We start from the raw sequence: 13,140 nt of genomic DNA on the forward strand, positions 1-13,140 counted from the left end.
TACAGTAAAACCAATTAAAGCCGAGAGACAATTGTCTCTCGGCTTTCATTTTATCTTTATGCTGAATATATCTATTCTCTATGTTTCTTCAATGATAACAGCAGTTCCGTAAGCTATAATCTCGGAAGCCGCACTCGTTACACTCGAAGTTTCTAAACGAACGGCTATAATGGCATTCGCCCCTTTTTCCTTAGCATGTTCTGTCATCCGCCCAATGGCTAATTGACGAGCTTCATCCATCATCTTTGTATAATCTCGTATCTCTCCACCTACTATGTTTTTAAGTCCAGCAAGTATATCACGACCAATATTTTTAGATTGAACTGTACTTCCTCTTACAAACCCCTTCACCTCTTTAATGGTTGAGCCTGTTACAAAATCAGTAGTCACGATAATCATTGCGTTCTTCCTCCTCTTTTAGACGATCTTTCACTAGCATAAACAGGACAATACCAAGAAGCACATAAGACGAGACATAAAGGATGATTCCTGTCTTAACATCAATGAACAAACGAATAAGCCCAATCATTTGAAGTAGTAAGCTTAAAAAGATTAGGCCAGCTCTCATTTCCTTTTCTCCCATAAGAGCTTCTTCATTACAAAAAATGCAACAGTGGGCATAGGAACCTGTACTAGACCAATTAAAGCCCAAAACCAGGGAGCTTTCCCTATTTTTTTAGCTTGTACGAACAAAAAAGTACTTTGACTAACTAATAATAATGCAATGAGACACCAAACTAAGATCGGCACTTCATGAGGTTCAACTTGGGTCATACCGCATCACCTTCACTTTTTCCTTGTAGAAATAAACAGCAAGACTTGTAATGACTCCTAATTGGGACAAGCCGAAAAGAATTGGTGTATAAAAATAAAGGATAGCTAGTAGTGTCAAAATAATCACAGACATCCCCCATAAAAACATTAACTCTTTCCAAATATGTTGATGCCTTTGAATTTGTTCTGTTTGAACAAGATGCAATAGATGATTAAAGTCAGGTTGTTCCACATCAATGGATTCATGAAAATCCTTTAAATCGTTCGTCACTTTATCCTCAAACGTCTGTTTCTCATTATGTTCATTCATCACCCTGCATCTCCTTTCTTAAGAGCTCTAATCCATAATGCACTCTGGATTTAACAGTGCCTGCCTTTAAACCAATCATCTGACCAATCTCCTTATATTCATAGCCATACAAATGTTTCAAAAGGATCGGTATGCGATATGAATCCTCAAGAGAAGAAAGAACTTCCAATGTTTCAGACCAACCATTTTCCATATTTGACTTAAAATCAAATGATCCCTCATTTTCTTTCAGATATTGTTTCCTTCGTTTTTCTTTCCGCTTCATATCTAAAAAAATGTTCGTAGCAATTTGAATAATCCACGTTGAAAACTTGGCCCGTTTTTCATATTTGTGAATAGAATGAATGACTTTCACCATCGTTTCTTGAGTGATGTCCTTAGCCATTTCTTTATTTCCGGTAAGTTGGACAGTATATTTAAAGAGAAATTCATAATGATCTTTTAACACTTCGGCAAGGGCATGTTGATCGCCTTTTTTTATCTTGTTTAAAACTTCCTCTTCCATAACCACTCCCCTTTTATCATCCTTATAGATATAACGAATAAGAATAACAATTCGTTCATGAATATTTAAATTTTTTTCTTATTTTCCATTTAAATTCGTAAAGCATAGTTCATCATCTCCTAAGAAATAATAAATATGAAAGGAGGCGAATGTTAATGGGACGAGGTAAAGGGTATAAAGTCAAACGTCAAAATCACGAAAATGAAAAGCCCCTAACTGCGAAACGGTTTGCAGAAGTGGGAGAAGAAAGACCATCAGAAATGCATACAAAAAAAGGTGGAGCCATTAAAGAATAGCTTCACCTCGTTGCTAGAGAGCACCTATTCATCGGTGCTCTTCTTTTGTAATCCTTCTACTAGTTGATCCAATACATAATGAATCGAATTGTATAATTCCATGAAACGTTTTTTAGGAACGTCAATGTAATAACTGTGAAGAATAACAAGTTCTATATTTTCTTTTGTGTTTTTCAATTGTAACGGGTGAACAGATTGTCCCGGATGGTCCTTTAGGTATTGTTCAGCCTGACTAGCCCATCGATCATTTAAAGTAAAAAGCGGAGCTGTTTCTAGTTTCACACGTTCAAATAAGGCTCGGTCTTTCTTCTCTGCTGGTTTTTCTGATTGTACGAACTGGATTCTTAATCCTTCAAGTTGTTCTTTTATTTGTAGAATATCCTCATATAATTGTGAATTCACAGTTGCTCACTCCCATGTCTACTTTAACATGAATATGAACAACAATCACTTGAAAATTCGGTGCCAAAGTTTTTTTATCTTAGAGGATTGATTGGGTTCCACGATATGGTCTACTACATTCTTTTGTTCCTTTTGGAGCTTCTTAACTTCACTTTGTAGCCGGTATAATTCAGATTGCAAATCTTCAATTTCGTGCCTATGAGCCAATACCATTGTCATAACAACTTCATCTGCTTTTCTTGAAACTTTCTCGTCCACCATTTCAATTCGGTCCATGAGCTCAACCCAGTTTTGTTCAAATTCAAACTTAGATACACCTTTTTGAAGCATTTCAATCTTCTTAGCAGCTACAGCCATTTGGCACCCTCCTCGAGAATTGTTTATATAAGATTTCTCTCTTAGGTCCGATAACCCTCCACACCCGACAAAACTAGAAGAAAAGCTACAAAGAAAGTGAATATCGCCAAAATCCCCCTTGTTTCGTATGATTTTTTTAAACTGTCGCAAACTATTGTCGAGGAGGGATATCATGGGTAAAAAAGGTCGTAATACACAAGCAAAGAAGCCTTTAAAGAACGAGGAACCAAAACAACGCAACGAGAACTTTAAAGGCGATGGGAATCCTAAACTAGACGGTGAGAATCGCCCAGCTACTTAAAGCTAAATAATAATAAAGAACGAGCATCTATTAGTGGATGCTCGTTCTTTATTGTGGACTTTTTAACTGTTGAAACGCCAACATCGCAAAACGCTTAGCATAAAAGCGATGACTTACATCCATATTCGTTTTATAACCCTCATCACGCCACCAGTTTTTCTTCACGGAACGCCCTGAAAGGTACCAATCTGGTCGAATATTATCCCTGTGATGAATGATTGGATACATCACCCTTAGCATAGGAGTTTTCGCAACTGGCAATAGGAAATACTGCTCATACTCTGTTCTTGATCCGATGGGTTCTGTCTGGACAGCAAATTGGTGAAACAAGGGATAAAATTGTGGATGAAATAGTAATTGATACAGCTTCTTACCTAATGAGATTCGTTTCGAAACATTCGTAAAATCATGAACTGAAGCGCCATATAGTTTTCCAGTAGTTGTCGGGAAAAGAACAGCACTTAAATGAAAAAAGTCTTGAGATAAGTACGGTACCCTATGAAATACTCGTTTCTTGAAGAAGGGGTGTTGAATAACAGGCTTTTCAATAACATTTTGTTCATTGATAATGAGTGCTTTGACAAGACGTTTTTTGTCTTTTGTATGCCAAAAACTTTCCCACTCTCTAATCATAAACTGAGATACATTTATCGTTGATAAATGTCGAAATAACGGTTCCCCTTTTTCAATCGATCGTTTATAGAGAAGTAATTGAGGGTAAGCATCTCTGAATATGAGCCAGTTAGCTCGTTCAAAAGTAGCAAATAATTGCTGCCTTACATCTCTAGACAATAAATCCTTCATTGGATGCACTTTAAGATCAGTCATATTCCACCCAGCATTTCTTGAGACCATACTAGCAAGAAATGCCCATTGTATCTCCTTGTTTGTCAAATAGAATTCCTGATAGCATTTTGTCCTTGAAATGTTATCTTTATTACCTTTTTCTGTAGCATTAATGATGTCTTGAATAAAAGAAGGATGCTTCATCTTATTCAAAGGATCACCTCTCTCGTATGTATTCAGAAATGCAATGTTTTAGGGATTTTTCACATTTTTGTTCTCATTTTTTCATCATTTCTGATATGATACTATCATGCACAGGGAGGGCACATTTCATGAATTATCCAAACGGAAAAAAAGGACGTTCCCCCTCTACCGGGAATAAGCGTCCTTCTCAGAAACCGGACTTCTCTAATCGCGGCATGACATTAGAAGAAGATATTAACCAAACAAATAAAACCTTTTTAGAACTAAACCGAGCTGTCATTCATAAGAAACCTACACCCGTACAGATCGTTAACGTAGATTTCCCAAAGCGCAGTGCTGCTGTTATTAAGGAAGCTTACTTTAAACAAGCTTCTACTACAGACTACAATGGAATTTACAAGGGTAGGTATATTGATTTCGAAGCGAAGGAAACTAAAAACAAAACATCTTTCCCACTTGCTAATGTTCACCAACACCAAATTGACCATATGAAACAAGTGTGTGAACATGGGGGAATCTGCTTTTTAATTATTCGATTTTCCACTTTAGGAGAAACATATTTTCTCGAGGCAGAAAAACTTTTTCCTTATTGGGAGCGTCAAAGAGATGGGGGAAGAAAATCGATCCCCTATCAAGAGATTGTAACAAAAGGGTATATCATCCCTCTTAAATATCATATACGTGTAGATTATTTACACGTCTTGGATGACTTATACTTTTAGAACGGAGGAAGATGGGAAATGGCCGAAAACAGCCAATCTCGAGCTGCTAGAAAGAAGCAGCAGAAACAAAGCAAAGAAAAAGGAAAGAAATCGGTAGTTAAACGAATCTTCACCACTTTATTAATTATAGGTCTTGTAGGAGCTCTCTTAGGCGGTGGTCTCTTTGTGTATTACGTCCAAGGTGCACCTAATTTAGATGAAGCGAAATTATCTGATCCGTATTCAACTAAGCTATATGATGCAAATGGAGATCTGTTTGCAGAACTCGGTACGCAGAAGAGAACAAAGATTACGTATGAAGATGTCCCTCAAGTGTTAGAAAATGCAGTACTTGCAACAGAAGATGTTCGCTTTTTTGACCACTTTGGTATAGATCTTCAGCGCATTGGCGGTGCTATTTATGCCAATATAACAGAAGGATTTGGAGCTCAAGGAGCGAGCACCATTACCCAACAGGTCGTGAAACGATCCTTCTTAAGTCCGAAAAAATCAATAGAGCGTAAAGTTCAGGAACAATGGCTCGCACTTAAGCTAGAGCAGAAATATTCGAAAGAGCAGATTTTCTCTATGTACTTGAATAAGATTTATTATGGGAATAACGCGTACGGTGTAGCCAGTGCAGCAAAACTTTACTTCAATAAGGATTTAAATGAATTAACATTGCCTGAAGCTGCATTATTAGCTGGACTGCCGCAGCGTCCATCTGCTTACGACCCATATAAGAACCCTGATCTCGCTCAAGAACGCAAAAATGTCGTCCTTGATTTAATGGTTCAGCACGAAAAGATTTCAGAAGCAGAAGCAAAAGAAGCAAAGGCTGTAAAAGTACAATCCATGCTATCTGAAAAAACGGAAACAAATATCCCTTACGATGCCTTTATTGAACAAGTACTAAAAGAGATACAAGGTAAAGTTGATGATGTAAATGTGTACGAAGACGGACTAAAAGTGTATACAACACTAGATCCTAATGCACAACAAAAAGCGGAACAGCTTTTAGATGAAAACGGTGGAATCTCCTTCCCTGACCAAGAACTGCAAACGGCAGCTACCGTTTTAGATACAAACACAGGAGCAATTAGAGCGATTGCAGGAGGACGAAATACAGAAGGTATTAACGCAACATTTAACTATGCTATTGATGGGGAATCTCAGCCAGGATCTACCTTTAAACCAATTATGGATTATGGTCCAGCAATTGAACATTTAAAATGGTCTACTCACCACCAGCTTAATGACGAACCATATAATTATTTAACAGGTGAGAAAAACGAAATTCGAAATTGGGATGGAAGATTCATGGGGCAAATGTCTGCTCGTGAAGCATTAGCCCGTTCACGCAATGTTCCAGCAGTTAAAACCCTAAATGAAGTAGGCTTAGAAAAGGCTCTGTCCTTTGCAGAAGGCTTAGGCATTGAATTTAATGAAAAAACTAAGGTTGAATCAAACGCCATTGGTGGCGGTGAAAATGTGACAACACTAGAGCTAGCTGAAGCCTATGCAGCATTTGGTAATGAAGGTGTCCATAATGAGGCATTCTCCGTTACCCGAATTGAATTCCAAGACGGATCAGAACCTCTTGAATTTGAACAAAAATCCAATGTGGCAATGAATGATTCTACTGCCTATATGGTTACAGACATGCTAAAGGATGTTGTGAGTTCTTCAATAGGTACAGGTACTAGAGCAAATGTTTCCGGACTTCCTTTAGCAGGAAAAACAGGTACAACAAACGAAGATAAAGATTCATGGTTTACTGGTTACACCACAAATTATACAATATCAGTTTGGACTGGTTACGGTAATGATAAGCGATCAATACCTGACGATAATTATTCAAAGTATATACCACAGCTATACTTCCAAACACTCATGAGCCATATCTCACAAGGGGTCGAAACCGCTGACTTCAAAAAGCCTTCTTCTGTTGTAGAATCAAAAGTAGAGGCTGGCACAAGTCCTGCTAAACTCCCAAGTGAGTATACACCAAGTAATTTAATCCGATACGAGCTATTTGTAAAAGGAACAGAACCAACAAATAGGTCTCAAGCCTATGATCAGTTAAATCCTGTGGAAGGCTTGCAAGCAAATTATGACCAAGGAAAGCAAAGCATCACCCTTTCATGGCAGTATAAACAAGACAAAGATCGTCCTGTAACCTTTACTGTTAAAGGAGCATCAGGAGGACAATCGCCTCAAACCATTACAGAAGGCATCAAAGAAACGAAGATCCAAATTCCTAATGTCCAACCTGGGGAGACTTATTCCTTTGAGGTCACTGCTGTAAGTGAACGAAATAATGGGAATACGAGTTCACCTAAAACCGTTCAGATAGATGTACCTGAGAAAGAGGATGATCTATTAGACGGCTTAGATGGTGAAAACGATAAAGATGAAGAAGATAAGAAGGACAAAGAGGATAAGCAAGACAAAGACAACAAAGAAGATAAACAAGAAAATGACAGCAATAATGATAATGAAAATGGTACCAACAACGATAATGGAAATGGTAGCAATCAAGAGAACAACAATGACTCAGGAAATACTGACGACAACCAAAATGAAGACCAGAATTCAGACGAAGGCACCGATTCAGATGACCAAACAAATCCTGAACAGCCTTCAGACGACTCTACTGAAGAAGAAGAAACAAATGAAGAAAATAACGGTTAAAAAAAGATCGATCCTTATTGGATCGATCTTTTTTATTTACTTGCTTTTTTCATTCTCTTTTGCCCTTCCCTACATAGTTCTAATAAGGGACATACTTCACATTGCGGATTTTGAGCTTTGCAATGATACCTGCCAAAGAATATCATTCTGTGATGAGTAGCACTCCACTCTTCTTTTGGGATTTTACGCATAAGTGTTTTCTCTACCTCAAGGACTGAATCCTTCCATCTGCATATCCCTAACCTTTTAGATACACGTTCCACATGTGTATCCACTGCAATGGCTGGTTCTCCAAAAGCCACAGCACTTACTACATTTGCTGTTTTACGACCAACACCCGCTAATTTTTCTAGCTCTTCTTTGGATGATGGTACTTCCCCGTCATATTCATCAATAAGCATTTGGCTTAACTTCCTGATATTTTTAGACTTGTTTCGATACAAGCCAATTGAACGTATATCTTGTTGAAGTTCTTCAAGAGGAACATCTACATAATCCTCTGGAGTTTTGTACTTCTTGAATAAATCCTTTGTCACCTTGTTGACCAAAGCATCTGTGCATTGGGCTGACAGAACTACAGCAACAAGAAGTTCAAAAGGGTTCTCATGTTCTAGTTCACAATCCGCATGTGGAAACATGTTTTCTAATGAATCTAAAACAATCTTTATTTGGGAACGATTCAGCATCTCCTCTCCCCTTCCTTCTATGCGTCATCATCAAGCCAATTATAATAAATGGAGACATCTCGTTGAGCATTCTGTTCCTCAGAAGATTGATTTGACTTACCTTGTTGACTTCTAAATGATTTACTGGCTTCTCTAGCATCTTGGACAGAACGAATCCCTTTTTTCTTCCATTCGCGTAAAATACGATCTATATACTTGAAATTTAATTTCCCCATTAATACAGCTTCTCTCAAAGCTGCTTTTATGAGTGCGGGCTTTTGTTGATCTTCATCAATCCATATATTTATCGTTTCAATTTCAAATGGAGACAAAGCCCTCCCAAATTCTTGTTCAAACAACACAAACATATTAGGTTGCTCAGGATCATCTTGTTTCGTTTGATACACATCTTCTTGTTCTTCAACAAGTGCTTCCCACAAGCCATTTAAAGAATAAACCTCATTCAGCACTTGCTCATCTGTGTTTTGCTCAATAGATAGGTAGCCCTTTTGAATTAACTTTCTAAGGACCTGTGAGCATTCATATTCGTTTATAGAAAGAAATTCAGACAGTTCAGAAGGGGTAGGAAAATCATTTCCTTCCGTTTGAAAGCGGTGGATGTGTAAAAGGACCATTACATCACTTTCTGTTAATCCTAGTTGTCTGTAATTGGTTAATAATCTCTTTGGTAATGCTAATTGCTCTTTCATTAATGTTGCAATTCCGTTCATATCGTCCTACTCACCTCTACCTTTGTTTACACCGAAGTTATCCATTCACTGATTGTAACATGATTAACGAGTAAAGCCGACAGCCAATGAATGAAAAAGCTCCCAAACTTTGGGAGCTTTTACTACGATGAGTGTATCATCGCTTATTGTCTTATGGGTATAGACGGTTTAATAAACGAGGGAACGGAATGGTCTCCCGAACATGCTCAATTCCTGTGATCCAAGCAACTGTTCGCTCAAGTCCAAGACCGAAACCAGAGTGAGGAACACTACCGTATTTACGTAGTTCTAAATACCACTGATAGGCATCACCAGTAAGTCCATGCTCCTCATAACGTTGTTCCATAAGCTCTAAATCATCTATACGCTGACTTCCACCAATGATTTCACCATAACCCTCAGGCGCGATTAAATCAGCACACAGGGCCACATCCGGACGCTCTGGGTCAGGCTTCATGTAAAAGGCTTTAATGTCTAATGGGTAATGCGTAATGAATACAGGCTTATCATAGCTCTCTGCAATAGCAGTTTCGTGTGGAGCTCCGAAGTCCTCGCCCCATTCGATATCGTCAAAGCCTTTTTCCTTTAGTAATTTAATTGCATCATCATAAGTGATGCGAGGGAATGGCGCTTGGATTTTTTCAAGCTTCTCAGTATCCCTCTCTAGTGCATGTAATTCTAATTTACAATTTTCAAGTACAGATTGTACAACATGTGAGACATATTGCTCTTGGACTTCAAGGCTATCATTATGATCCATAAATGCCATCTCAGGTTCAATCATCCAGAACTCGATTAAGTGACGGCGAGTTTTAGATTTCTCAGCACGGAATGTAGGGCCAAATGAGAATACTTTGCCAAATGCCATAGCAGCAGCTTCCATGTATAGTTGACCACTCTGAGAAAGGTAAGCATCTTCTTCAAAATACTTTGTATGGAACAACTCAGTTGTACCTTCTGCAGATGATCCCGTTAAGATTGGTGGATCAATTTTAGTATAACCATTATTGTTAAAGAATTCGTAAGTTGATCGGATGATTTCATTACGTACTTTCATAATGGCGTGCTGTTTCTTTGAACGTAACCATAAATGACGATGATCAAGAAGGAATTCAGGACCATGATTTTTTGGTGTAATTGGATAATCTACAGACTCATGAATGATTTCAAGAGAACTAACCTGCATCTCGTATCCAAAAGGAGACCTTGTATCTTCCACGATTTTTCCAGTAACGTATAACGAGGACTCTTGCGTTACACTTTTTGCCAGGTTAAATGCTTCTTCCTCTACATCTGCTTTCACAACTACGCCTTGGATAAATCCAGTTCCATCACGTAATTGTAAGAAAGCAATCTTACCACTTGAGCGCTTGTTTGCTAACCACGCGCCGATTGTTACTTCCTCATTAACATGCTTATGTGCTTGAGAAATAGTTGTTTTCACTTTCTTTCCCTCCAAAAAACTTAAGATTGATGCTTCTCTACAAAACGATGAATTCGTTTTGCTGCTTCTTCTAATTGGTCAAGAGATGTAGCATAAGATAACCGAACGTTTTGATCAGCTCCAAAACCTGAGCCCGGCACAAGTGCTACTTTCTCCTCTTCTAAAATTCCTTTTACCCAATCGTCAACAGAATCAAAGCCTGTGAGTTGTACCGCTTCTGAAACGTTTGGGAACAAATAGAATGCGCCTTGAGGCTTCACGCACGTAATACCAGGAATCGCTGTTACCCATTCATAAAGTTTCTCTAGTCGCTGACTGAATGCTTCCTTCATGGTCATCACTTCTTCTTGAGAAGATGTGTAAGCCGCTAAAGCAGCATATTGAGCTACTGTTGTTGGATTTGACGTAGAATGGGAAGCAAGATTTGTCATAGCTTTGATTACTTTCTTACTCCCAGCAGCATATCCAATTCTCCATCCTGTCATAGCATGCGATTTAGAAACACCATTAATAATAACGGTACGTTCCTTTAACTCCTCAGATAGTTGAGCAATGGAAGTATGTGAAACGCCACCGTATATAAGCGTTTCATAAATTTCATCTGAAACAATCATTATATCTTTACGGTTACACACTTCCCCTAGCGCTGTTAGCTCTTCTTTAGAATAAACCATACCTGTAGGATTAGACGGTGAATTGATAATGACAGCCTTCGTACGATCTGTAATAGACTGTTCTAATTGTTCGGGGGTCAATTTGAAATGGTTCTCTTCCTGAGCTGAAACAATAACTGGATTCCCTCCAGCTAGCTTAATTTGTTCAGGATAGCTCACCCAATATGGAGCAGGAACAATAACTTCATCGCCGTCGTTAAGTAATACTTGAAATAATGTATATAGAGCATGCTTAGCACCAGTAGTAACGATCACTTGGTCGGGATCATATGTAAGGCCCTGATCATTTTCAAACTTTTCTACAATGGCCTGCTTGAGTTGTTTAATGCCTCCAGATGGAGTATATTTCGTATGCCCTTTATCCATCGCATTCTTAGCAGCATCTAATATGTGCTCCGGGGTATTAAAATCAGGCTCCCCTGCTCCTAAGCCAATGACATCGTGGCCTTGAGACTTAAGTTCATTTGCCTTGGCTGTAATAGCTAGTGTACTTGAAGGTGTTAACGTTTGAACGCGTTTTGCTAATTCCATTCCATATGCCCTCCTCTTATACGTCTATTGTTGTAAACGAAAAACTTCAAATCGCTTTCCGTTTTCCATTTTATAATAGTCAAATACATAACGGTTGTTTTCATCTCTATAAGTGATTTCCCATAGTGGCACACCTTGGTGTATTGCAGGAGTAATCTCAATGAAAGTGCAATTAGCACATTGGTCCTCCCAAATATTAAGCATTTCTTCTTCAACAACCATATCCGTATTCATAACATATGTTACAGATTCTTCTTTTTCATTTGTTACGGGAATAAAGGCAAATCCTTTTACTCCATTGTCGTCCACGCCTGCTACTATATCATATTGATGCATTCCATGGTAGCGAGAAACTGAATTTACGGACATTAACGGGGTTTCTTTTTGAGCTACTTGTTTAGATGTTGTGTAAGTGTCTGTCTTATCAATCTGAACAGAATAATATAGATAACCCAGGTATCCAAACATCAAAACAAATGCAATAATAGCGATTATAAAAACTTTACCCGACTTATGTTCTATAGATGGTAAATACGGCCGTATTCTCATCATTCTCATCCAATGCTAATCCAAACATTAAATTTTGATCTTTTAGTGTACGATTTAAAGAATCCACGATCTTGTATAAGTCATTGGATTTCTCAACCCGAGTTGTAGACATCACTTCAACCTTTTGTCCTTCCATAATAACCCTCCGTCTGTCTTGTCGATATTTGCATGTGCTTATCAAAATCTGGATCACATAAAACCCTCTTGCGGTGCACATCATAAAAGTACACCAATGGAAAGCACCTTTTTATTATAACAATGATCCATTGACAATTTGATGATAAGCTACACATTTTTCAAAAATTTCTTCCTAACCCATTCTTGCTGCACGAAGTTATATCGTGCAGTTTTTTTTATAGAAAAGGGAAAAAGCCCACAAGAAGTGAGCATTTTTTAAGATAATACTTCATAATCCTCTAAATTACAAAGAATTGTAGTCGTTCCTGTCTTCTTGAGCTGATATACTTCAATCCACGATTCATGCAAACGTTCCAAAAGTCCCTCATTAGGACGTGACCCCTGCAATGGAAACACCATTGCTACATGAGGATCAACCTCTTCTAAAAAATGAAGCGTAGGAGACTGTGTACGTGCATAATCCGCAATCTTAATGACTTCAGCTTTTAATGGATAACTGTCGGCTATTTTTTGCTCTAATTCTAACTCACCGCTAGCTAAATACATAAGCGATGTCTTCCCATACATAAAGAATAAACTCATGTCACTTTCTCCCATTGAAGGCAAGACTCGAACAGACAAACCAGGGTTCAATTCATGAAGTTCTCCTTCTTTCCAAATAACTTCCTTAGCATGATTGTTTGATTTAGAACAAATTTCTTCTAAGTCAGCTCCATGAATAACAGACTCCACGTGATACCTTTCGACAATTCTTGAAGTATTGCCACAGGTTGATTTCTCTTGATTAGTAAGGATGATCGAATCTAATTGATCTACCCCTATATTTGTAAGCTGCGCTAACAGATCATCTTCACTTTCTTTAGAAGCTGTGTTCACAAGAAAATCTTTTCCTCTCCCAGTTTGAATAAGCATGGCTTCTCCGTCTGGAAGTGAGAAAAAAACAAATATCGCTTCATTTTTATCTAATAACATTCTCTCTGCATCTACATGGTGACTAGGAAAAGAGATAACAATGAGAAACATGATAAGCAATATTCTCATACCATTCACACCCTTACGTAAACTATGCCATTAGGAT

18 protein-coding genes are annotated in these 13,140 nt (G+C 38.1%); 4 read left to right on the forward strand and 14 right to left on the reverse strand.

Translation table 11 applies throughout. The annotated features are described in order from the left end of the window. Positions 1 to 78 precede the first annotated feature (78 nt). The 4 genes from IEW76_RS01500 to sigY form a co-directional block, all read right to left on the reverse strand. Positions 79 to 399: a YbjQ family protein gene (locus IEW76_RS01500; protein ID WP_036779312.1), complete on the reverse strand. Its 321-nt coding sequence runs from the start codon at positions 397 to 399 to the stop codon at positions 79 to 81. Further along, on the reverse strand, positions 380 to 568 hold the full coding sequence (locus IEW76_RS01505) for a hypothetical protein (protein WP_188650219.1): 189 nt from the start codon (positions 566 to 568) through the stop codon (positions 380 to 382). Before IEW76_RS01505 ends, IEW76_RS01500 begins: the two co-directional genes overlap by 20 nt. Before the next feature lie 192 nt (positions 569 to 760). Further along, positions 761 to 1,084, reverse strand: coding sequence for a DUF5345 family protein (locus IEW76_RS01510; protein WP_188650221.1), 324 nt, complete (start codon positions 1,082 to 1,084; stop codon positions 761 to 763). After that, positions 1,077 to 1,589: an RNA polymerase sigma factor SigY gene (gene sigY, locus IEW76_RS01515; RefSeq protein WP_188650223.1), complete on the reverse strand. Its 513-nt coding sequence runs from the start codon at positions 1,587 to 1,589 to the stop codon at positions 1,077 to 1,079. Before sigY ends, IEW76_RS01510 begins: the two co-directional genes overlap by 8 nt. Before the next feature lie 155 nt (positions 1,590 to 1,744). Here sigY and IEW76_RS01520 point away from each other — a divergent pair, with 155 nt between their 5' ends. Beyond that, a complete protein-coding gene (locus IEW76_RS01520) occupies positions 1,745 to 1,885 on the forward strand; it encodes a hypothetical protein (protein WP_188650224.1) in 141 nt (46 codons plus the stop codon). Between the two features lie 24 nt (positions 1,886 to 1,909). On the opposite strand, the gene IEW76_RS01525 is transcribed toward IEW76_RS01520, so the two are convergent. Both IEW76_RS01525 and IEW76_RS01530 read right to left on the reverse strand, forming a co-directional pair. Continuing rightward, complete coding sequence (locus tag IEW76_RS01525) at positions 1,910 to 2,287, reverse strand: DUF1798 family protein (protein ID WP_229721083.1); 378 nt, start codon at positions 2,285 to 2,287, stop codon at positions 1,910 to 1,912. A gap of 45 nt (positions 2,288 to 2,332) precedes the next feature. Continuing rightward, positions 2,333 to 2,644 carry a hypothetical protein gene (locus tag IEW76_RS01530; protein WP_188650225.1) on the reverse strand — a complete coding sequence of 104 codons (312 nt, stop codon included), beginning with the start codon at positions 2,642 to 2,644 and terminating at the stop codon, positions 2,333 to 2,335. A 172-nt stretch (positions 2,645 to 2,816) separates the two neighbouring features. On the opposite strand from IEW76_RS01530, the gene IEW76_RS20925 reads away from it, so the two are divergent. Continuing rightward, positions 2,817 to 2,945 (forward strand): hypothetical protein, encoded by a 129-nt coding sequence (locus IEW76_RS20925; protein ID WP_256438005.1) that lies wholly within the window; start codon positions 2,817 to 2,819, stop codon positions 2,943 to 2,945. Between the two features lie 48 nt (positions 2,946 to 2,993). Here the strand turns inward: IEW76_RS20925 and IEW76_RS01535 are convergent, their stop codons facing one another. Next, positions 2,994 to 3,935, reverse strand: coding sequence for a DUF2515 family protein (locus IEW76_RS01535; protein WP_188650501.1), 942 nt, complete (start codon positions 3,933 to 3,935; stop codon positions 2,994 to 2,996). Positions 3,936 to 4,063: 128 nt separating this feature from the next. Between IEW76_RS01535 and recU the strand changes: the two genes are divergently transcribed. Both recU and IEW76_RS01545 read left to right on the forward strand, forming a co-directional pair. Continuing rightward, the gene (gene recU, locus IEW76_RS01540) at positions 4,064 to 4,657 is read left to right on the forward strand and encodes a Holliday junction resolvase RecU (RefSeq protein ID WP_188650226.1); all 594 of its coding nucleotides are present in this window, start codon (positions 4,064 to 4,066) and stop codon (positions 4,655 to 4,657) included. A gap of 18 nt (positions 4,658 to 4,675) precedes the next feature. Continuing rightward, positions 4,676 to 7,330 carry a penicillin-binding protein 1A gene (locus IEW76_RS01545; protein WP_188650227.1) on the forward strand — a complete coding sequence of 885 codons (2,655 nt, stop codon included), beginning with the start codon at positions 4,676 to 4,678 and terminating at the stop codon, positions 7,328 to 7,330. A 32-nt stretch (positions 7,331 to 7,362) separates the two neighbouring features. On the opposite strand, the gene nth is transcribed toward IEW76_RS01545, so the two are convergent. The 7 genes from nth to IEW76_RS01580 form a co-directional block, all read right to left on the reverse strand. Continuing rightward, positions 7,363 to 8,016, reverse strand: a complete 654-nt coding sequence (gene nth / locus IEW76_RS01550) for an endonuclease III (RefSeq protein WP_188650228.1) — start codon at positions 8,014 to 8,016, stop codon at positions 7,363 to 7,365. A gap of 17 nt (positions 8,017 to 8,033) precedes the next feature. Beyond that, the gene (locus IEW76_RS01555) at positions 8,034 to 8,726 is read right to left on the reverse strand and encodes a DnaD domain-containing protein (protein ID WP_188650229.1); all 693 of its coding nucleotides are present in this window, start codon (positions 8,724 to 8,726) and stop codon (positions 8,034 to 8,036) included. Positions 8,727 to 8,877: 151 nt separating this feature from the next. Next, the gene (gene asnS, locus IEW76_RS01560) at positions 8,878 to 10,170 is read right to left on the reverse strand and encodes an asparagine--tRNA ligase (protein ID WP_188650231.1); all 1,293 of its coding nucleotides are present in this window, start codon (positions 10,168 to 10,170) and stop codon (positions 8,878 to 8,880) included. Between the two features lie 20 nt (positions 10,171 to 10,190). Then, on the reverse strand, positions 10,191 to 11,375 hold the full coding sequence (locus IEW76_RS01565; protein WP_036779339.1) for a pyridoxal phosphate-dependent aminotransferase: 1,185 nt from the start codon (positions 11,373 to 11,375) through the stop codon (positions 10,191 to 10,193). Positions 11,376 to 11,399: 24 nt separating this feature from the next. Beyond that, entirely contained in the window at positions 11,400 to 11,933 is a 534-nt protein-coding gene (locus tag IEW76_RS01570) for a cell wall elongation regulator TseB-like domain-containing protein (protein WP_188650233.1), read from the reverse strand. Beyond that, positions 11,887 to 12,060 (reverse strand): YpmA family protein, encoded by a 174-nt coding sequence (locus tag IEW76_RS01575; RefSeq protein ID WP_084599266.1) that lies wholly within the window; start codon positions 12,058 to 12,060, stop codon positions 11,887 to 11,889. Before IEW76_RS01575 ends, IEW76_RS01570 begins: the two co-directional genes overlap by 47 nt. Before the next feature lie 257 nt (positions 12,061 to 12,317). Next, the gene (locus tag IEW76_RS01580) at positions 12,318 to 13,103 is read right to left on the reverse strand and encodes a ComEC/Rec2 family competence protein (RefSeq protein ID WP_188650235.1); all 786 of its coding nucleotides are present in this window, start codon (positions 13,101 to 13,103) and stop codon (positions 12,318 to 12,320) included. Between the last annotated feature and the right edge of the window lie 37 nt (positions 13,104 to 13,140).

The organism is Pontibacillus salipaludis, assembly GCF_014642405.1.
Classification (GTDB): domain Bacteria; phylum Bacillota; class Bacilli; order Bacillales; family BH030062; genus Pontibacillus; species Pontibacillus salipaludis.

Bases quoted from the DNA above. Each gene is read 5' to 3' on its own strand.
- IEW76_RS01500 (WP_036779312.1), bottom strand. From the start codon at position 399: ATGATTATCGTGACTACTGATTTTGTAACAGGCTCAACCATTAAAGAG.
- IEW76_RS01505 (WP_188650219.1), bottom strand. From the start codon at position 568: ATGAGAGCTGGCCTAATCTTTTTAAGCTTACTACTTCAAATGATTGGG.
- IEW76_RS01510 (WP_188650221.1), bottom strand. From the start codon at position 1,084: ATGAATGAACATAATGAGAAACAGACGTTTGAGGATAAAGTGACGAAC.
- sigY (WP_188650223.1), bottom strand. From the start codon at position 1,589: ATGGAAGAGGAAGTTTTAAACAAGATAAAAAAAGGCGATCAACATGCC.
- IEW76_RS01520 (WP_188650224.1), top strand. From the start codon at position 1,745: ATGGGACGAGGTAAAGGGTATAAAGTCAAACGTCAAAATCACGAAAAT.
- IEW76_RS01530 (WP_188650225.1), bottom strand. From the start codon at position 2,644: ATGGCTGTAGCTGCTAAGAAGATTGAAATGCTTCAAAAAGGTGTATCT.
- IEW76_RS20925 (WP_256438005.1), top strand. From the start codon at position 2,817: ATGGGTAAAAAAGGTCGTAATACACAAGCAAAGAAGCCTTTAAAGAAC.
- IEW76_RS01535 (WP_188650501.1), bottom strand. From the start codon at position 3,935: ATGAAGCATCCTTCTTTTATTCAAGACATCATTAATGCTACAGAAAAA.
- recU (WP_188650226.1), top strand. From the start codon at position 4,064: ATGAATTATCCAAACGGAAAAAAAGGACGTTCCCCCTCTACCGGGAAT.
- IEW76_RS01545 (WP_188650227.1), top strand. From the start codon at position 4,676: ATGGCCGAAAACAGCCAATCTCGAGCTGCTAGAAAGAAGCAGCAGAAA.
- nth (WP_188650228.1), bottom strand. From the start codon at position 8,016: ATGCTGAATCGTTCCCAAATAAAGATTGTTTTAGATTCATTAGAAAAC.
- IEW76_RS01555 (WP_188650229.1), bottom strand. From the start codon at position 8,726: ATGAACGGAATTGCAACATTAATGAAAGAGCAATTAGCATTACCAAAG.
- IEW76_RS01565 (WP_036779339.1), bottom strand. From the start codon at position 11,375: ATGGAATTAGCAAAACGCGTTCAAACGTTAACACCTTCAAGTACACTA.
- IEW76_RS01570 (WP_188650233.1), bottom strand. From the start codon at position 11,933: ATGAGAATGATGAGAATACGGCCGTATTTACCATCTATAGAACATAAG.
- IEW76_RS01575 (WP_084599266.1), bottom strand. From the start codon at position 12,060: ATGGAAGGACAAAAGGTTGAAGTGATGTCTACAACTCGGGTTGAGAAA.
- IEW76_RS01580 (WP_188650235.1), bottom strand. From the start codon at position 13,103: ATGAGAATATTGCTTATCATGTTTCTCATTGTTATCTCTTTTCCTAGT.